The organism is Bradyrhizobium sp. STM 3843 (assembly GCF_000239815.1).
Lineage (GTDB): Bacteria > Pseudomonadota > Alphaproteobacteria > Rhizobiales > Xanthobacteraceae > Bradyrhizobium.
Genome location: NZ_CAFK01000112.1, coordinates 20583 through 38326 on the forward strand (window position 1 = coordinate 20583; position 17744 = coordinate 38326).

At 66.0% G+C, this 17744-nt stretch carries 15 protein-coding genes and 1 tRNA gene; 4 read left to right on the forward strand and 12 right to left on the reverse strand.

Translation table 11 applies throughout. The features are described from left to right. Window positions 1–190: 190 nt before the first annotated feature. From BRAS3843_RS14540 to BRAS3843_RS14565, 6 genes are all read right to left on the reverse strand, one after another. On the reverse strand, window positions 191–676 hold the full coding sequence (locus BRAS3843_RS14540) for a TerB family tellurite resistance protein (protein WP_008969683.1): 486 nt from the start codon (window positions 674–676) through the stop codon (window positions 191–193). Window positions 677–954: 278 nt separating this feature from the next. Next, window positions 955–2364 carry an adenylate/guanylate cyclase domain-containing protein gene (locus BRAS3843_RS14545; protein ID WP_008969684.1) on the reverse strand — a complete coding sequence of 470 codons (1410 nt, stop codon included), beginning with the start codon at window positions 2362–2364 and terminating at the stop codon, window positions 955–957. Window positions 2365–2502: 138 nt separating this feature from the next. Next, window positions 2503–3885 carry a cytochrome P450 gene (locus BRAS3843_RS14550; RefSeq protein ID WP_008969685.1) on the reverse strand — a complete coding sequence of 461 codons (1383 nt, stop codon included), beginning with the start codon at window positions 3883–3885 and terminating at the stop codon, window positions 2503–2505. A gap of 63 nt (window positions 3886–3948) precedes the next feature. Then, entirely contained in the window at window positions 3949–5316 is a 1368-nt protein-coding gene (locus tag BRAS3843_RS14555; protein ID WP_008969686.1) for a hypothetical protein, read from the reverse strand. A gap of 179 nt (window positions 5317–5495) precedes the next feature. Beyond that, window positions 5496–5711 (reverse strand): cysteine rich repeat-containing protein, encoded by a 216-nt coding sequence (locus BRAS3843_RS14560; protein WP_008969687.1) that lies wholly within the window; start codon window positions 5709–5711, stop codon window positions 5496–5498. A gap of 211 nt (window positions 5712–5922) precedes the next feature. Next, window positions 5923–6201: a hypothetical protein gene (locus tag BRAS3843_RS14565; RefSeq protein ID WP_008969688.1), complete on the reverse strand. Its 279-nt coding sequence runs from the start codon at window positions 6199–6201 to the stop codon at window positions 5923–5925. Window positions 6202–6471: 270 nt separating this feature from the next. On the opposite strand from BRAS3843_RS14565, the gene BRAS3843_RS14570 reads away from it, so the two are divergent. Then, a complete protein-coding gene (locus tag BRAS3843_RS14570) occupies window positions 6472–7500 on the forward strand; it encodes a polysaccharide deacetylase family protein (RefSeq protein ID WP_008969689.1) in 1029 nt (342 codons plus the stop codon). 225 nt (window positions 7501–7725) lie between these two features. On the opposite strand, the gene BRAS3843_RS14575 is transcribed toward BRAS3843_RS14570, so the two are convergent. Together BRAS3843_RS14575 and BRAS3843_RS14580 are read right to left on the reverse strand one after the other, a co-directional pair. Then, window positions 7726–9231 carry a DHA2 family efflux MFS transporter permease subunit gene (locus BRAS3843_RS14575; RefSeq protein ID WP_244425318.1) on the reverse strand — a complete coding sequence of 502 codons (1506 nt, stop codon included), beginning with the start codon at window positions 9229–9231 and terminating at the stop codon, window positions 7726–7728. Between the two features lie 136 nt (window positions 9232–9367). Continuing rightward, complete coding sequence (locus BRAS3843_RS14580; protein ID WP_008969691.1) at window positions 9368–10582, reverse strand: HlyD family secretion protein; 1215 nt, start codon at window positions 10580–10582, stop codon at window positions 9368–9370. 186 nt (window positions 10583–10768) lie between these two features. Between BRAS3843_RS14580 and BRAS3843_RS14585 the strand changes: the two genes are divergently transcribed. Further along, entirely contained in the window at window positions 10769–11404 is a 636-nt protein-coding gene (locus BRAS3843_RS14585) for a TetR/AcrR family transcriptional regulator (protein ID WP_008969692.1), read from the forward strand. A 234-nt stretch (window positions 11405–11638) separates the two neighbouring features. Next, the gene (locus BRAS3843_RS14590) at window positions 11639–12211 is read left to right on the forward strand and encodes a hypothetical protein (protein ID WP_008969694.1); all 573 of its coding nucleotides are present in this window, start codon (window positions 11639–11641) and stop codon (window positions 12209–12211) included. A 48-nt stretch (window positions 12212–12259) separates the two neighbouring features. Here the strand turns inward: BRAS3843_RS14590 and BRAS3843_RS14595 are convergent. The 4 genes from BRAS3843_RS14595 to BRAS3843_RS14610 form a co-directional block, all read right to left on the reverse strand. Further along, window positions 12260–12335 (reverse strand) — tRNA-Thr (locus BRAS3843_RS14595). Between the two features lie 152 nt (window positions 12336–12487). Then, complete coding sequence (locus BRAS3843_RS14600; RefSeq protein WP_008969695.1) at window positions 12488–14386, reverse strand: heme biosynthesis HemY N-terminal domain-containing protein; 1899 nt, start codon at window positions 14384–14386, stop codon at window positions 12488–12490. 5 nt (window positions 14387–14391) lie between these two features. Beyond that, the gene (locus BRAS3843_RS14605) at window positions 14392–15648 is read right to left on the reverse strand and encodes a hypothetical protein (RefSeq protein ID WP_008969696.1); all 1257 of its coding nucleotides are present in this window, start codon (window positions 15646–15648) and stop codon (window positions 14392–14394) included. Window positions 15649–15695: 47 nt separating this feature from the next. Further along, a complete protein-coding gene (locus tag BRAS3843_RS14610; RefSeq protein WP_008969697.1) occupies window positions 15696–16433 on the reverse strand; it encodes a uroporphyrinogen-III synthase in 738 nt (245 codons plus the stop codon). 142 nt (window positions 16434–16575) lie between these two features. Here BRAS3843_RS14610 and tsaD point away from each other — a divergent pair, with 142 nt between their 5' ends. Beyond that, window positions 16576–17643 (forward strand): tRNA (adenosine(37)-N6)-threonylcarbamoyltransferase complex transferase subunit TsaD, encoded by a 1068-nt coding sequence (tsaD, locus tag BRAS3843_RS14615; protein WP_008969698.1) that lies wholly within the window; start codon window positions 16576–16578, stop codon window positions 17641–17643. The last annotated feature ends 101 nt before the right edge of the window (window positions 17644–17744 follow it).

Consider the following 17744-nt stretch of genomic DNA (forward strand, 5'->3'; position numbering starts at 1 on the left):
TCAAATTTCGGACATCATCTCCCGAGCAGAAAGAGCATAGGCGAGAGGGAACATGCAAGCCACTCGGAACCGCCTGCGGCGGTCCCGAACAGGAGGTTAATGCCTGTAATTCTACGGGCTTAGCAGGTCCGCCCGAATCGAAGTCACATTAAACTTTATCCATGAACAGCCGCGGCACTCGGCCTCGGGGTTAAGGCGCCGTCGATTTTTCCGAGGACGCATCCGACTGTCTGGCGACCACGCGTTGCTTCAAATCGATGCGGTCGCGCGAGGAGATGCCGAGCAGTTCGGAGGCGCGCCACACCACATTGTCCTCGAACTCCGTCACCTTGCCATCGGCATAGACGAGCTCCCACATCATCTCGACGATGCGCAGCCGCCCGGCTTCATCGAGCTCCCGCATGATGACGCTGGTGAAGCGGTAGAGATCGACGGCCTCGCCCTCGGCCAGCATGGCCGAGCTGATCAGCCGGTCGGCCGTTCCCGGATCGAGCCCGAAACGTAATTCGATCAGGCTGTGCAGCTTGCGCTTTTCAAGCTCGCTCGGCTGGCCGTCGAGCGAGATCACGTGAATCAACAGCGCGGTCGCGGCGAGCTGGTAGCTATCGTCGTCGAAGGCCGGCGTCTCATGCGGCGAGACCACATCGGCAATGAATTGGCGCAGTCCTTCCAGCATGGGTGCTCGTGCTCTTTGGTCTCGCTGTCGCGGCGGCCGCCGGAATGGCGACGCTCTTTCCAATATGCGTTGACGCCATGGCGCAGGCAATCCGCTGCGACCTTTCGACCGCATGACATTTCGGTAAGTGTCTGGAGAACTGATGCCGGCCCGCCACTACGTCGTACCGTGACACCCACGCGCGACAATGGCTTTGCGATTTGCACAGAGCGGTGAACTCAGCGTACCGAAGATACCACCAGATCCCGGTTCGACTGCTGCTGCGCTGGCGTGGCGTATCACGGAATCTCGTACACCATCATCTTGTCGGCGATGCCGCGCAGGGCGGCGCGCTTCTGGATCGGCGTGATATGCGCTTTCTCCAGAATGTCGATGACGCCGGGCGCCTCGATCACCGGCGCGGTCAGATGAATCTCCTGCGCAGTCGACAGGCTCTGCACACGTGCGGCGATGTTCACCGTCTGGCCGAAATAATCCTGACGGTCGTTCAGCATCACCGCGAGGCACGGTCCCTCATGGATGCCGATCTTGACCACGAGATCCTCGGTACCGCGCTCCCGATTGAGCCGTTCCATCGCCGCGCGCATCCGCAGGCCCGCGGACAGCGCGTTCTCCGGCCGGATGAATGTCGCCATCACGGCGTCGCCGATCGTCTTCACGACCGCGCCCTTTTCCGAATTGATGATCTCGAGCAGCGCACGGAAATGCGCCCGCACCAGATCGAAGGCGGCGAGATCGCCGACGCGCTCATAGAGGGCCGTGGAGCTCTTCAGATCCGTGAACAGGAAGGTCAGCGAGGTGATCTTCAAGCGCTGATCGATATTGAGCTGATCGGCCTTGAACACGTCGCGGAAGGTCTGATTCGACAGCATCCGCTTGGCCGTCAGGAACGGCTTGCGCCTGCCGATCAGGTGATGCAGCGCGTCGGCCGCGACCATCACGGTCGGCAGCACGCGCAGGCCCGCTTTGTTGTCCAGCGTGAGCTGGAGCGGCCCGGGGCGCAGCACCGTGGTCTCCACCGCAGATCGCGCGCCGTCATATTTCAACGCAAGCTCCTGCACCTCCTCGGTCGGCTCGCCCTGCACGTCGATGAAGCGCGCGGCATGCGTCACCGGCTCGAACACGATGATGAATTGCGGCGGCAGGTCGAGCGAGACGGTCGCGTGGTCGCCGGCCGGCAGCTCACGCGCGTCGAGCACGACCTCGTCGGACAGCGAGGCCATCGATGCCTCGTCGAAATCGACGCCCGAGCTCCAGAACACCTGCTTGAAATAGTCCCAGATCGGCAGCGAATGCGGATCATGCGCCGCGATCCGCCGCACGCGCGGGCTGACGGTGAAGGCGGCCTCGACCTGCTGGTCGACGGTCGCCTCATAGCCACAGGCGCACAGGCCGCAATGATACTCGTCCGAGCGCAGCGATTTCAGCGTGCCGTGAGCGTCGAGCACGCCGCCGCAGCCCGGACACAGCACGTTCCAGGTCAGGTCGAATAGGCCTGCCCGGGCTGCATGGATGAAGCCCGAGATCACGCGCTCCTCGTCGAGCCCGGTGCGCTTGGAGAAATCGAGCGCATTGATGCGATTGAGCTCGTGGTCGGCACCGCCGTCGATCAGCTGTGCGATCGCGTCGGCCACGCAGGGATCGGCGGATTCCTTGAGAGCTGAAAACTGGATTGCCGTGGCGTTCATGGATCAACCAACATCTGTCTTGCGCGCGAACATATGGGCATGCACGCAGCTGAAAGCGAGAGAAGCATACCTCGATTGCCCCGCAGTGTAACCGCGCCACCGTCTCGATCACATGACGCGACGGGTAAAGCCACCCGCTTAGCGGGGCACAATCCGGAACGCCGGCGAACGGTCCGGCTGCGTCGTCACCACGCCGACCGGCGTCACCGGCGCCTTGTCCAACAGCTCGATCCGGAACGCGCTGACGAGCCGCGACAGCGCAAGCACCGCCTCGGTAAGCGCGAAATGCGCGCCGATACAGACCCGCGGGCCGGCGCCGAACGGCAGATAGGCGAACCGCTCCGGCGGCGGCGCATCCGGCAGGAACCGCTCCGGCAGGAAGGCATTCGGCGCCTGCCACAGCTTCTCATGCCGGTGCAGGAGCCAGGGCGAGATCATGATGACGTCGCCGCGCCTGACCGGCAAACCCGCGATGACATCAGCCCCCAATGCCGCACGCGCGATCAGGAAGGCCGGCGGATAAAGCCTGAGCGCCTCGTCGATGACAGCGCGGGTGAACGGCAGGCGCTCCGGATCTTTCGTCGCGGCGGCCTCCCTCGCCTCCAGCGCCAGCTTCTCCTGCGTGACCGGATCGAGCGCCAGCAGATAGAGCGCCCAGAACAAAGCGGTGGCGGTTGTCTCGTGTCCGGCGAGGATCATGGTCGCAACTTCGTCGGCCAGCTGCGCGTCGGTGAACGCAGCCCCGGTCTCGGGATCGCGTGCCGCGCCCATGAGGTCGAACAGGTCGCGCGGCGGCGCGTCCTCGCGCTTGCCGGCCGCCCGCCGCTCCGCCATCAGCATCGCGATGAAACTCGTCCAGCGCTTGCGGAAACGGCTCCGTGCAAAATCGCGTGGCGTCGGCCAGGACACCGGCAGCACGATATCGAGCAGATGCGGGCTGGCCAGTCGCGCGCCATATTCGAACACGAAGTCGCGCAAGGTGGCGCCGTGTCGGCCCATCTCGAACGAGAACATGGTGCGCCCGGCGATATCGAGCGTCATGTGCTGCATGATCTCGCGCAGATCCAACGGTCTGTTGCACTCGCCTTTGAGCCGCGCCACGGTGTCGTCGATCACATCCGCCATCAGCGGAATCAGGTTTGCGACCGCGCGCGGCGTGAAGGCCGGCGCCAGCGTACGGCGCTGATGTTTCCAGGCCTTGCCCTCGGCGATCAGGACACCTTCGCCGAGCACCGGCCGCAACACACGAATGCCGGCGGCCGTGCGGGTGTAGTTCTCGTAATTGTCGATGAGCACATGTTTGATCGCGTCGGGGGCATTGAGGGTGAAGCTGGACCGGCCGAAGAAGCGGCCGCGCAGGATGTCTTCCTCGTAGGCCCGCTGGCCCCAGGTCGCGATGGCGTTTTCGCCCATCTTCAGAACGCGGCGCAGCACGCCCATGCTGTCCGGCGCCCGCGGCGGCATTGGCGGCACCAGCGGCGAGCGCGCACGGGGAAGATAATGGACGTCGGCGATGCTCATTGGTGACCTCACAATCAGCCCCGCAGCTCAAGGTCGATTGGGACCACCCCCAGCTCCCCAGAGCTATGTCGTCAGCTCGATCACCGCAATCCTGCCTTCCGATGCCGGCCAAAGCCGGGCAGCGATACGCTCTTCGTTGAACTGGCCGATGACGCTGCGTCCGACCTCGCCGGCAGCCAGCCGCAACGTGGTTGCTGCGTCGGTCGGCACGCCCTTCTGCACGTCCGTGGGCTCCTTGGCGTCGAGCAGCACGATATCGCGTGGCAGGCCGAAATAGCCGCGCGGCCGCGACATGATGAGAATGGCACCTGCTCTGGCGTCAGCCGGCCCGATCGGACGCGCGGCGCGCAGATGCACGACCTCCGACGAGCGCGGGAATGGCGAGCGATAAAAATGCGTGGTCGGCGCACCGGCGGAGGTCAGCACCATCTCGAGCCAGGATGCCGAATCCACCTCCGCAGGCCCCCAGCGCCCATCGGCCGCAGTCTGCCCGCGATAGACCATCTCGCCGATGCGTTCGCCGGTGTCAGGCGACACACGGTAGACCTCGACCATCGCCTCGGAAACCGGGCGATTTGTTGGCGCGCCGTCGGGCGTGCCAGTCACCAGGCCGCTGAGCCGGACCTGCTTCTCAGGCACGATCGCGATGCGCTCGGGCTCCCGACCGGCGATGAACTTGTAGATCTCGCGGAAGGCGCGCGGATGGAACGCCACCTCGCGGTGATCGAGCGCGCCGAGCACGAGGTTGGTCGCACCCTTCAGCGCAGGTCCTTCGGCGGTGATCCCGGTCGGCACGCCCGGCTTGCCGATCAGGCGGCCGTCGGGTTGCGCGTATTTATCGAGGCCGTCGCTGCGCAAGGTCAGGAACGCGGTGCCTTCAGTCACTTCGGTGTCACCGGCATTCAACCCACGCAGGAACGCGCCCCGGCCGTTGAATTCGCTGCCGGGATTGTCGTCGGTATCGAAGACCCCGTGATTGGGTGTCCCGCACAACACGGCGTGGCTGACGTCGGCGCCGCCGCCATTCTTGACCACGTTGCGGATCGCGTTGCCGCCACGGGAGCTGCCGACCAAAGCGACGCGCGGCGCACCGGTTTCGCTCTTCAGCGCCTTGATGGCGTCGGCAAGTTCGCGGCGCTGATCATCGGTCGAGGATCGGTTCGTCTGGGCCACGGCGTCGTCATTGCGCGCCAAAGGATCGGTGAAGTTCATCGCTGCCATTCGGCCGCGGGCCACGCCGTTCGATTCCATCCGCCACAGCGTCGTCATCCACAATGCGGCGTGGTCGCCATTGCCGTGAACGAACAGCACCGGCGGAATCTCGCCACCCGAAGTGGCCGGCATCTGCGCAAATGCGGGAATGGAGAACGTGCTCGAGAGCAGCGGCAGGCTGCCGAGGCCTTGCAAGAGAGTGCGTCGCGTCAGGCTCATTGGCGTCTCCCCATGGATTGATTGCGCGCGCGGCTCCGCGCGTAGGCCGCTCCCCGAACGGGTCCGAAGAGCGGTGCCTGCCGCTTGGTGTATTTCTCTGCGCTTTGCCGACGGGCCGATCAACAGGCCCGGAGATCACATCGCAGCCAGGCCGACCTCTTCGATACGACCGACTGCACTCACTGCCCGTGCTCGGTCATGATCTTGTCGCAGGCCTTGGACAGCCGCGCCCGGTGCTCCTTCAGGCAGGCGAGCACGGCCTGGTCGCCGTTGCCCATCACCGATCGGCAGAATCGCGAGACGTCCCGCGCGCAGGCGTCGTGGCCGATCTGTTGTTGCGCGAATGCGGCGGAGGCCAGCACGACGAAGGAAATGCTGAGAAGAATTCTGCTCATGGTCGACGCCTCACTCCCGATCCTTGGCTTGTTCCACGCGTTCTAAATAGGACCGGAACCGGCTGCAAGCGGGGACGATCGACCGGGAACCGGACTTCGATACCTCCCGATCATGATGCGATGAGAAGGAACCGCATCAAGATCTCATCTCTTTGATTGAGCATGACCTTTTCGGAAAACCGGTTTCCCCTTTTCCGGATCATGCTCTCACTCATTCGGCGTCACCAGCCCTGCCCGACCTCCTGCCGACCTCGCGGTCGAGCACGGCGCGGCAGGCCGCGGTCAGGTCGGAGCGATGCTTGATCATGCAGGCGGTGACGGCCGGAATGTTCGGGATCTCGCTGCCGCAAAGACGGACGGCGTCGCCGCTGCACATCTGCTGCGCCTCGGCGCTGAAGGCGAAACTCTGCCGCGGGGCAAACATCGTCACGGCCGCCACGCAGGCGGTTGCAATAACGACCTGACGCAGGGTCAAGACGGAGGCGGTCATGGTCGGTTCCCTCTGGCCATCGTGGCTCACGACGCCCGGTGTTGACTAGGCAGGATGATGACGGCGGCCTCATGGAACAACCGTGACGATGGTCGCGTGGCGGTCTGCCTGCGACATCAGGGCGCGTTCGGAGATCACTGGAAATCTTCGTCAATCGGACGCGTGTTGGCACCGCGTTAAGACTTCGTTGTCATTAATCGAACCTAATCACGTTGCGCCGGACGACCGCGCGTCCTGCGTCTCGAGTGTCGCGTTTTCGGGAAGAGTAACATGCGTAATGCGTTGGGCTTGATGCTGGCCGCGATCATCGCGGCGGTGGCAATCACGGGTGTGTGGCGCTACGTGTCCGCACCGCATGCGGTGCAAGCCGCGCCGCAAACCACAGCTGCGCGTATTCCGGAACCAGCCGCGCCGCTGCCAAAGTTAGCAGCCAAGGATGATGTCGAGTTCACCGCGACGGTGCCGGCCAAGCCGGCGGCGCCGGCTGCCTCGTCCTTGGCGAAATCGACCTGCGCCAATCCGGATGCACTCGGCATCTCGCGCACCGTCGTGGTCGATACCACCGGCGGTCCCGGCTTCGGCCTCGATCATTTCAAGCAGTTCGACTTCCTGACCGATCACGAGGTCGTTCTGACCTTCGACGACGGTCCGTGGCCGAACAACACGCCGGCGGTGTTGAAGGCGCTGGCCGACGAATGCACCACCGGGGTGTTCTTCCCGATCGGCAAGCACGCGACCTATCACCCGGAGATCCTGCGCCAGGTCCTGGCTGCCGGTCATACCGTCGGTGCCCACACCTGGGCGCATGCCAATCTGAACGGCAAGAAGATGACCGATCAGGTCGCGAAGGACGAAGTGGAGAAGGGCTTTAGCGCGGTGAAATTCGCGCTCGGCAGCGATCCGTCGCCGTTCTTCCGCTTCCCGCAGCTGCAGCACCGCCCCTCCGCCGTCGCCTATCTCGGCACCCGCAACGTCGCGATGTTCTCCTGCGATGTCGATTCGTTCGATTTCCGCTCCAAGGACGCCGACCAGGTCGTCAACACCGTGATGACGGGGCTGGAGAAGAAGGGCAAGGGCATCATCCTGATGCACGACTTCCAGAAGCACACCGCAGAGGCGCTGCCGACCTTGCTGCGTCGGCTGAAGGCCGGCGGCTTCAAGGTGGTCGCGATGAAGGCCAAGACCTCATTCGAGACCTTGCCGGAATATGACGCGATGATCGGCCAGGATCCGAAGCTGCCGACCACGATGACCAATGCGCGGCCGATCTCGAGCGTGATCCAGACGATTTCTCAGTAGCGAGAGCCGAGACCTACGCTCTCCGTTTGCAAAGGCGGGAGTTAGTTGGTCTTGCTACATAATGATTGCCGTCATTCCGGGGCAGCCCGCTAGGGCTGAACCCGGAATCTCGAGATTCCGGGTTCGATGCTGTCGCATCGCCCCGGAATGACGAAGAACTCCATGCTCCAGACTGCGACGTAGAAAGATTAGCCCGGCCTTTTCGGTTGGCGGTAGTTCTGCGCGTCAATGTCCCCCTCCAGCCGCCGCGCCGCCCTTCGGCTTGGCTGTCAGCAGGATCGCGATGGCCGAGAGGATCAGCACGACGCCGATCACCGCAAAGGTGTCGCTGAAACCCAGCACCAGGGCCTGGCGCTTGACCGCATTGCCCAAGGCGATGATCGCCTGCTGGCGCGCGCCGGTCGGGTCGACCGTACCGTGGGCGAGGAAATAGTCCGTCATCTGTGCAATCCGCGTGCGAACCTCGTCACGGCCGAGGTCGACGGACTGGCCGATGATGTTGGAGTGAAACTGCTCGCGCTTGGTGACGATGGTGGCGAGCACGGCGGTGCCGATGGCGCCGCCGAGATTGCGCATCATGTTGGAGATGCCGGAGGCCGCGGGCGCGTCCTGCGGTGCGACGCTGCCGAGCCCAATCGCGCTGAGCGGTGCCAGCGTCAGCGCCTGGCCGACGGCGCGTACCATGTTCGGAATCCAGAACTGATCGCCGGAATAGTCGAGCGACATCGCCGTGTTCATGAAGGAGCTCGCGGCGAACAGCAGCAAGCCGGTGACTGCGATATAGCGGGCATCGAAGCGCTGCATCAGCTTCGGGACCAGCGGGATCAGCAGGAGCTGCGGCAGGCCGGTCCAGGCCAGCACATTGCCGATCTGCTCTGCATTGTAGCGCTGAACCTGGCCGAGATAGGCCGGCAGCAGATAGATCGAGCCGAACAGAGCAAAGCCGAGGAAGACGGCGGAGATGGTGCCGAGCCCGAAATTGCGCTGCGTCAGCAGCCGCAGGCGGACCAGCGGCTTGTCGATCAGGAGCTCATTGGCGACGAACAGCGACAGGCTGAGTGCGGCGACGATCGCGAGCTTCACGATGAAGGGCGAACCGAACCAATCATCCTTGTTGCCCTCCTCCAGCACGGCCTGCAGCGATGCGAGCCCGACCGCCATGGTCGCGATTCCGAACCAGTCGCCCTCCTTGAGCAAAGCGAGCTGCATCGGCTGGCGCTCCAGGGTGACGTAGAGCGTGGTGACCATCACCGCGGTCGGCACCACGTTGACGAAGAAGATGGTCTGCCAGCCGTAGTTCTCGGTGAGATAGCCGCCGATGGTCGGACCGATCGCGGGCGCGAAAGTCACGGCGAGTGCGAACATCGCAAGCCCGATCGGCTGCTGCGCCTTCGGCAGCTTGGTGAAGACCAGCGTGAACGCCATCGGGATCAGCACACCGCCGAAAAAGCCTTGGAAGCCGCGCAGCGCGATCATGGTCGGCAGGTCATGGGCGAAAGAACAGGCCACCGAGAAGGCCGCGAACAGGGTCGCGAACGACAGCATGACGTTGCGGAACGACAGCATCCGGCTGAGATAATCGGTCAACGGAATCACCACGATCTCGCCGATCAGATAGGAGGTCGAGATCCAGGAGCCGTTATCCACGCCGGTGCCGATGCCGCCCTCGATGTTGAGCAATGAGGCGTTGGTGATCTGGATGTTCAGGATCGCCATGAACGCGCCGATCATGGCGGCGGTCACGGAGATCCAGATCGCGGCGCTCGCGCGCTCGGGACTGGTGGCCGCGACCGGCGGTGAGATACGGCGGCTGTCCGCCGCCGGCGACGTGGAAAGCGCAAGGTCGGACATGGCATCACCTCTTGCCTTATCTCTGGCCCGTGAGCAGCGCGACGCTCGCACGGCGATCGCCATGCGGCGCCGCGTCGGCCTCGGTCTGCTTCCGGGTTTGAATGGTCGGGATCACCGACATGCCCGGACGAAGCGCGACGCTGGCGCGGTCCAGCGCGATCTTCACCGGGATGCGCTGCACCACCTTGGTGAAGTTGCCGGTGGCGTTATCCGGCGGCAGCAGCGCGAATTCCTGACCGCTCGCAGGCGCCAGGCTGTCGACGTGTCCATGCACGGTCTGGTCCGGGAACATGTCGATCGCGATGTCGACGGGCTGCCCTGGTTGCACGTCGGTGAGCTGGGTCTCCTTGTAGTTCGCGATCACATAGGCGCCCGTGGACGGCACCAGCGACATCAGCTGCGTGCCTGCCTGCACGAACTGGCCGGCGCGCAAGGTGCGATTGCCCACGACGCCGTCGATCGGCGCGACGATGGTCGTGTAGGAGAGATTGAGCTCGGCCTGCTGCTGCAGGGCAATCGCGCGGGCGGACGCGGCAACCGCCTGTGCAATCTCCGCCTTCAGCAGTTCTTCCTGCTTGATCGCAGAAGCAAGGTTTGCCTTGTCGCGCGCAATCGCCGCGAGCGCGCCGGCATTGCGCGACTGCGCGGCTTGCGCGTTCTGCACGCTGCCGAAGCCCGTCGAAGCGAGGTCGCTGTAGCGCTTGTCCTCCTGGGCCGCGAACGTGGCCGCAGCGCTATCGACATTCAGCGTCGCCTTGGCCGCTTCGATCACGGCCTGCTGCACGTCGAGCTGGGACTTCTTGCTGGCAATCGCAGCGTCGGCGGCAGCAACGTCCGCCTTGGCCTGATCGAGCGCGACCTTGAAATCGCGATCATCGATCCGCGCCAGGACCTGTCCAGCTTTCACATGTTCGTTATCGCCGACCTGGACCTCGTGCAGATAGCCCGAAACCTTGGGCGCAATGGTGGTGTTGTCAGCCTTCACATAGGCGTCGTCGGTAGAAACCTGGAACCGGCCGACGGTCCAATAATCCCAGCCATACCAGGCTGCGCCGGCGAGCAGGGCCACGGCGGTTCCGGCCAGCAGGAGGCGGCGGAATCCGTTCTTTGTCGCCCCTTGCGGCTTCGGCGCGGCGAGCTCGGCGGGGGTCGCCGGCGGGGAAACCAGCTCCTCGACGGTCTTGGGTGGAAGCTTCTGTTCGGCCTCGAAAGACATGGAATGGCGGCTCATGGCGACCCTCGCTTCGTTTCATCCCCTGCCGGACAGGGCGAATTTTCTGTTCAGCCCGGCAGATCCGGAGAATTAGGAAACTTGACGTTTTCCAAAATAGGCCACATATCTGGACTGTCAATGGAATGACAACCATCATTTAAAAGCATGGCTCGCAGCACGAAGACCGAAACGCAGGTAGAACCGATGGCAGAGGCGCGCCGCGGACGCGGACGGCCGCAGGCGCGATCGGACGAGGAGACACGCGCGATCATTCTGGAGGCGGCGCGCAAGGAATTCTCGTCCAGCGGCTATGCCATCACCAGCATAGACGCCGTGGCGCGTCGCGCCGGCGTCTCGACCAAGACGCTCTACCGCCTGATCCCGAACAAGGCGGCGCTGTTCGAGGGGATGATCACCGAGCGCATCGATCGCTTCGCGTCGGTGGTCCGGTTGCGCGCTTGCGACGGCCGCGACATCGAAGCCGCCTTGCGCAATGCGCTCGTGGTCTGCGGCGAGCTGATCCTCGATCCGGATGTGATCTCGCTCCAGCGCGTGATCCTGGGCGAGAGCGACAAATTCCCCGAGATCGCCGGGACGTTCTATCACAAGGCCATCGCGCGAACCCAGTCGACGCTGGCCTCATGGCTGCAGGCGCAGCACGCGCGCGGCCTGATCGCAATCGACGATGCTGACGCGTCCGCCGGCATGCTGCTCGGCATGCTCGCGTTTCAGCCGATGCGCGCAGTCCTGTTCGGTCATGCGCCGGCGCCGAACCGCGAACAACTCGCGCAGCGCGCGGAGGTCTGCGCCAAGCTCTTCCTGCAGGGCTGCGCGCGATGATCTTAGTGCGCCGCGCGATGTGACCGAGGTCACGTCGCGGCGTCGGCGCATGAACTAGGCCGTGCCGGCGCCACACTTAAGGTTGCTCCTGGTTTCTCAGTCATCTCCCGATTGAGGTATGATTGTATGCATGGACACAACGCGTTGGCGCGGTTCAGCGGACGGCGCGAATGGGCTAGTGGAGCTTTGGAAATCGCGGCGCGAGGGAATGCCGCCAACAGAGGGGGCTCGCGCATGCGCCGCGTCGGAGTAGCGTTATCGTTGATCGCCAGCACATTATGGTTCGCCCAGGCATGGGCCCAGAGCGGCGAGAACGAGGTCGAGGAGATCTATATCACGCGGTCGGTACGCCAATCACGCGTGGTGCCGTCCGAGTTCTGCGCGCCGAACAAGACCGGCTTCGCGCCCGCGCTCGAAGATCAGCTTGGCATCAAATCCGTCAACACCCGGCCGTCCGATGGTCGCATGACCGGCACCAATGACGCGGATGTCGGCGACATGCGCATCTGCGTCGGACAGGCGATGGACCCGACCGTTCTCGGCACCTATGCCGAAGGCCATGTGGCCGGCGTCGCCTTCACCGGCGTCGGCGATTGCCGGCTGGTGCGCGGCAATCTGCCGGAAGAGGGCCTGCTCACCCATCGCTGCTTTCTGGCGCTGTCGGGACTTCCGCAACCCTATGTCGGCGGGTTCATGGTCTCCAGCTCGGTCTATTCGCGGACGCCTTTCGGCGAGCAGAGCTCACCGCCGGGCTATGCCCAGGCCGGGCTGATGATCTTCCGGCTGTTCAAGCGCCGGCAGCCGTGAGGCAGCTCGGATTCTCTGATGGGAAATGATCGGGCATCGCCACGAGACTGGTGCCGCAAGAGGGACTCGAACCCCCGACCCCGTCATTACGAATGACGTGCTCTACCAGCTGAGCTATTGCGGCGTACCGAAAAGCCCGCGGCCGGCAATGGCCGGCGCGGGTGCGCCTCTGATATCGGGCGGGCGGCCGATTGGCAAGGACAAGCCGGACCCCACGGGTCCGGCGCCCTCGATCTTTACCGGAGCGGGCCGTGCCCGCACGCGAAACCCTCCGCCTCAGCCGCCGAAGCGGGAGAGGAAGCCGCGCCAGCCACCGGCCTGCTCCTTCGGGGCAATCTGCTCCGCGAACTCGTCCCGTGGCACCTCTTCCTCCTCGATCCCGGGATCGTCAGGCGGCCGCACGATCGGAACGATCGCCGGAATCGGCGTTTCCGGCGGCTTGCCGAAATCGTTGCGCGGCCGGAACAGGGCGGTCGGCGCTGAGGGCGTGGAACCGGCTGCGGGTGTCAAAGTGGCCGGGGCGGCATTGACCGGCGGCGCAGCTTGTATTGGTGCCGCTCCTGGCGGCTCCTCGGGCGCAGCCGCCTGCAGCGGCGGCGCCGGCTCGGGCGCCTCGGGGCGTGCCGAAGCCAGGGGCACAGCGACGGCCGCCTTGTCGACAATGATTTCAACAAGCTTATCCGCAGGCTTCTCAACAGAGTCGTCCACCGACTCATCCACCGGCTGACGCGGCGGCATATTGTCCTGCGGGGTCGGCTGCGGCGCGACCGGCTCCGCCGGCGCGGTCTCGCGCGGCGGCTCGGCCAGGCCTTCGCCGATCGCCGGGCGGGCTGGTGGCGCCAGCATCGCCTCCTCGAACGCCTGCGACTCGATGGTGCCGCGCTGGCCCGAGGACAGGCTTGCCACAGGGGTCTGCCATTGGAAGGCATCGAGCCGGCCGGTGACGGGCGACACCGGGCGCCAGCGGTCGCTGACATAGCCGTCGGCCGTCCAGGCCGGATCGTGGCGGGCGCGCACCGCGCGCAGGGTCCACTCGCGCGCCCGGCCAGCGTCGCCATGCTCGCTGCGCTCCAGTTCCGCCATCAGCATCGCCACCCGCTGGGTCGGATCGGCGACGAAAGGCTCCAGCGCGTCGCGGGCGCGCTCGAATTCGGCGGCATCGATTGCGGCGCGCGCAATCGCCAGCGCGCCCTCGACATGTCCCGGCGTCTTGCCGGCCAGATTCTCGACGCGCGACAGCCGCTGCCGGGCGGAATCGCCGAGCCGCACATGGGCGTAAGCGTCGGCCAGGTCCGGATGCGGCTGAGCCACCCAGGCGGCCTCGATGATCTTCATGGCGCGGCGCACCTGATGCGCCTCGCTCTCATATTTCGCGGCCTGCACCGCGGCCGGGACCAAGGTCGGCGCCAGCTTCACCGCCTCCATGGCGCTGGCGCGCGACAGATCGCGGTTCTTGCCTTCGAGATCGATGGCGCGTGCCGTCAGCAGCACGCCGCGCTGGCGGCGATAGGTCGGCTTGTCGATCAGGCCGGCGGTGTAGTTGCTGTCGAGGATCGCCAGCGCGCCGTTCCAGTCACCTTGCGCACAGCGGAAGCCGAGCACGGCTTGCGAGGCCCAGGTGGCCTGCGGTGCGACCCTCAGCGCTTCATCCGCGATCATGACGGCGCCCAGCGCATCGTCGGCGCGCTGCGCCTCGATGAACAGGCCGCGCAGGCCGAGCAGCCGCGTGTCGTGACGCTCGGCCATCACGCGAAAGGCCCGCCGTGCGCCGTCGGGATCGCCTTCGAGTTGCGCGGCTTGCGCGTGCAGCAGCAGGGTCAGGGGATCGTCACCGGCGAGCCGGCGCGCCACGTCGGCGTGGCGGCGCGCCGCAGTCGGGTCACCATGGCCGATCGCGAGCAGGCCGTGGGTGATGGCATGGCGGCCGCGGGCGTGGCGCCGCGCATGATGATGATTACGGATGCGGCCCGGCGCGCGCCACAGCGTGCTCGCGATCCACCAGGCCAGCATCGCCGCGACGACGACCAGGCCGAACAGCAGCACGAAGACGGGCAGGCCCATCTCGGCCTTCCACGGGCCCCAGGTCAGCACGACATTGCCGGTCTGCTCGGCGACCCAGGCCGCGCCGGCCGCAGCCAGGCCGACCAGGATGAGGAAAAAGACGATCCGGATCATGGTCCCTATTGCTCGGCTTTGGCTTGCGCGGGTTTGGCGAGGGCGGTCATGGCCTCATCGGCGAATTGGCGCGAGGCGGCGAACGCCGCATCACGCGCCTTCGCCTTGTCGAGCCAGGCTTGTGCCGGGGCACGGTCGGCCTCCGGCAGCGACATCAGTTCGCGCCGCGCCTGGGCGACATCGTTGCGCACGGCAGCGGCAGTGACACGCGCTACGACAGCGCCGCGATCAGTGCCGGTGGTGTCGGTGCGCTCGATATGCACCAGTTTCGCCGCGCCGGCCTGCAACCGGTCGACGATCGAGGTGCCGCTCGTCGCGGTCTCAGGTTGCGGCGGAGCCAGCATGGGCACGATGGTCAGCAGCTCACGCGCGAGCGCGGGCGGGTTCGGCACGCCGGTCGTGGCGAAGGGATCGAGCGGCTTCAGCGCGTCCGCATCGGGCGCCAGCGATTTGGCGGTCGCGAGTGCCGCAGCATAGGGATCACCGTGACGGACCGCGACGTCGAGCAGCGCCGCTGCCACCACACGGCGCAGCGCCGTGTCATCCGGCTTGACCGCGGCGATCTTGCTGCTGTCCTGCGCGATCGCCGCGCTCTGGCTGCGGCTTGCACGTTCGAGCTGGTCGATCCGCGCGGTCAGCCCGGAGAGATCGACCGGCGCGGAGCCGTCGCGCGGCGCGGCCTTGAGCTCATTGATCGCCGCCGCCGCCTTGTCGGATTGCGCGCGCAGCGTGGCCAGTTCGTTGCGCGTCGCGGCAATGGCCTTGTCCAGCGCATCGATGCGCCCCGTCAGCGCGCTGTCCGGCTTGCCGATCTTGGCTTCGAGACCGGCAACGCGGCTGTTCAGCTCGTCGACCGCGCCGGAGAGTTGCGGGGCCGCCGTCGGCGGCTGCACGGGGGGCCAGCCCAGCATCCAGCCGACGCCGATGACGAGGGCGGCGGCCACCGCCCCGGAAAACGGTGCGATCACCCACGGGGAAATGGGCCGCGAAATCGGCCGCGAGGCTGCCCGCGGCGGCTCACTTGCGGCCGCCGTCTCTTCGACAGGCTCTTCGGTCGCCGAATCAGCCGGCGCCGGTTCAGGCTCGGGCGCGACATGGGGATGTGATTCGCTCGCCGCCTCGGACGAACCCTCCGCGACCGCCTCGGCCGGCGCCGGATGGGTCTCGCTCGAGGTCGGTTCGAGATCGATGGTCGGCGGCGGACGCTTCGGCCGCGTGGTCTCGGAGACCGGACCAGCGGTATCAGACGGATCATCGACCATGGCGGGAGTTCCCTTGGACAGACATTGGGCAGGCCCTCTTACGCCATTCAGGACCGCAACGCACGAGTCAGCCCTTCCAACAATTTTTGTTCATCCGGGTGGTCGGCCACCGTCACCCGGACGGCCTCGGCCTCCCGCAGCACTTGCGCCACCGAGTCGGAGATGCAGCATTGCGGCACCGACAGCGCCGAGATTTCGACGCCCTCCGCACGCGCCGCCGCCACGAAGGCGGCCGCACTCCGGCGCGAATAATGCAACACCGCCTCGATCTCATCAGCTGCAAATCCGTCGCAGACTTCGCGCGGCAGTGCCTTGACCGGCGCCATCCGGTAGACGGTCTCCGTCACCACGTGAAAGCCGCGCTCGCTCAGTTCGGAGGCGAGGTCGCGCGAGATGTCACTGCCGGCGAGATAGAGCAGGCTCCTGCTTGGATCGAACACGCGCCTGACCGCGCTGTCGACGATCAGCTCACGCAAGCGCTCCGCATCGCCATCGGCCGAGATCACCTCGGCAAAGCCGGCGTCGCGCGCCGCGGCGGCGGTCTGCGCCCCGACCACGAACAGCGGCAGCGATGTCAGCGGCGAGCCGGACAGCTGCGGCACGACCGCCCGCAACGCGTTGGCCGAGGTCGCGATCACGGCGCCAAGGTCGCCGCTCGGTTCGGCTGACAGCGGCAGCGGCTCGAAGCGCAGCATCGGCGCCAGCATGACGTTGAAGCCCAGCGCGCGCAGGGCGTCCGCGGTGCGGAGATTGTCCGGAGAGGGGCGGGTCACCAGCACGGCCATGTGCTATGCTCCCGCGAAGCGGGCCGCCGGGCCGCAACTGACAGACGATTGCACCTTGCGACCTCGTGGTGATAGGCGGTTCCAGACCGCGTCCCTCATAATAGCCGAAGGGTTGAGATTGGGTAACGATTCACAAGCGCTGGTGCTGGGCATCGAGACCACCTGCGACGAGACCGCCGCGGCGGTGGTGGTGCGCGATTCGAACGGCACGGGACGGATCCTTTCCAATGTGGTGCGCTCACAGGTCCAGGAACACGCGCGCTATGGCGGGGTGGTTCCTGAAATTGCCGCCCGCGCCCATGTCGATCTCCTGGACAGCATCATCGACGCTGCGATGCGCGAGGCCGCAATCGATTTCGCACAGCTCCACGGGGTGGCGGCGGCTGCCGGGCCCGGCCTGATCGGCGGCGTGATCGTCGGGCTCACCACCGCCAAGGCGATTGCGCTGGTACACGACACCCCACTGATCGCGGTCAACCATCTGGAGGCGCATGCGCTGACGCCGCGCCTGACCGACCCGATCGATTTTCCCTATTGCCTGTTCCTGGCCTCCGGCGGCCACACCCAGATCGTCGCGGTGGTCGGCGTCGGCGAGTATGTCCGGCTCGGCACCACGGTCGACGACGCCATGGGCGAGGCGTTCGACAAGGTCGCCAAGATGCTCGGCCTGCCCTATCCCGGCGGACCGCAGGTGGAAGAGGCCGCGCGACGCGGCGACGCGGCGCGTTTTGCCTTGCCGCGACCGATGCTGGGGCGGGCTGATGCCAATTTCTCGCTCTCCGGACTGAAGACGGCGGTCCGCAACGAGATCGGCCGGATCGATCCGCTGACGGAGCAGGACATCGGCGATCTCTGCGCCAGCTTCCAGGCCGCGGTGCTCGAATCGACCGCCGATCGGCTGAGCGTTGGATTGAAATTGTTTCGCGAGCGGTTCGGTGTGCCAACCGCGCTGGTCGCGGCCGGCGGCGTCGCCGCCAACCAGGCGATCCGCGCCGCGTTGGATAATGTCGCGATCGCAGCCGGCACGAAACTGGTGATGCCGCCGCCGGCGCTGTGCACCGACAACGGCGCCATGATCGCCTGGGCCGGCGCCGAGCGGCTCGCGCTCGGCATGGTGGATGGCATGGAATCGGCGCCGCGTGCCCGCTGGCTGCTCGACGCCAATGTCAGCGTGCCGGAGAAGTTCTCCAACACGCGCGCGGGGTTTTGAGCGGTGACCGCGGCGCGCTTTCATCATTTCTCTCGCCGCGGGCACACTGCCCTCCCCTCCCCCTTGCGGGGAGGGGTTAGGGGTGAGGGTAGCCCCACGAC

What these genes read in the sequence shown, in the direction of transcription:
- BRAS3843_RS14545 (WP_008969684.1), bottom strand. Translation starts at nt 2,364, where the DNA reads ATGAACGCCACGGCAATCCAGTTTTCAGCTCTCAAGGAATCCGCCGAT.
- BRAS3843_RS14555 (WP_008969686.1), bottom strand. Translation starts at nt 5,316, where the DNA reads ATGAGCCTGACGCGACGCACTCTCTTGCAAGGCCTCGGCAGCCTGCCG.
- BRAS3843_RS14570 (WP_008969689.1), top strand. Translation starts at nt 6,472, where the DNA reads ATGCGTAATGCGTTGGGCTTGATGCTGGCCGCGATCATCGCGGCGGTG.
- BRAS3843_RS14565 (WP_008969688.1), bottom strand. Translation starts at nt 6,201, where the DNA reads ATGACCGCCTCCGTCTTGACCCTGCGTCAGGTCGTTATTGCAACCGCC.
- BRAS3843_RS14605 (WP_008969696.1), bottom strand. Translation starts at nt 15,648, where the DNA reads ATGGTCGATGATCCGTCTGATACCGCTGGTCCGGTCTCCGAGACCACG.
- BRAS3843_RS14540 (WP_008969683.1), bottom strand. Translation starts at nt 676, where the DNA reads ATGCTGGAAGGACTGCGCCAATTCATTGCCGATGTGGTCTCGCCGCAT.
- BRAS3843_RS14600 (WP_008969695.1), bottom strand. Translation starts at nt 14,386, where the DNA reads ATGATCCGGATCGTCTTTTTCCTCATCCTGGTCGGCCTGGCTGCGGCC.
- BRAS3843_RS14585 (WP_008969692.1), top strand. Translation starts at nt 10,769, where the DNA reads ATGGCAGAGGCGCGCCGCGGACGCGGACGGCCGCAGGCGCGATCGGAC.
- BRAS3843_RS14590 (WP_008969694.1), top strand. Translation starts at nt 11,639, where the DNA reads ATGCGCCGCGTCGGAGTAGCGTTATCGTTGATCGCCAGCACATTATGG.
- BRAS3843_RS14575 (WP_244425318.1), bottom strand. Translation starts at nt 9,231, where the DNA reads ATGATCGGCGCGTTCATGGCGATCCTGAACATCCAGATCACCAACGCC.
- BRAS3843_RS14560 (WP_008969687.1), bottom strand. Translation starts at nt 5,711, where the DNA reads ATGAGCAGAATTCTTCTCAGCATTTCCTTCGTCGTGCTGGCCTCCGCC.
- BRAS3843_RS14610 (WP_008969697.1), bottom strand. Translation starts at nt 16,433, where the DNA reads ATGGCCGTGCTGGTGACCCGCCCCTCTCCGGACAATCTCCGCACCGCG.
- BRAS3843_RS14550 (WP_008969685.1), bottom strand. Translation starts at nt 3,885, where the DNA reads ATGAGCATCGCCGACGTCCATTATCTTCCCCGTGCGCGCTCGCCGCTG.
- BRAS3843_RS14580 (WP_008969691.1), bottom strand. Translation starts at nt 10,582, where the DNA reads ATGAGCCGCCATTCCATGTCTTTCGAGGCCGAACAGAAGCTTCCACCC.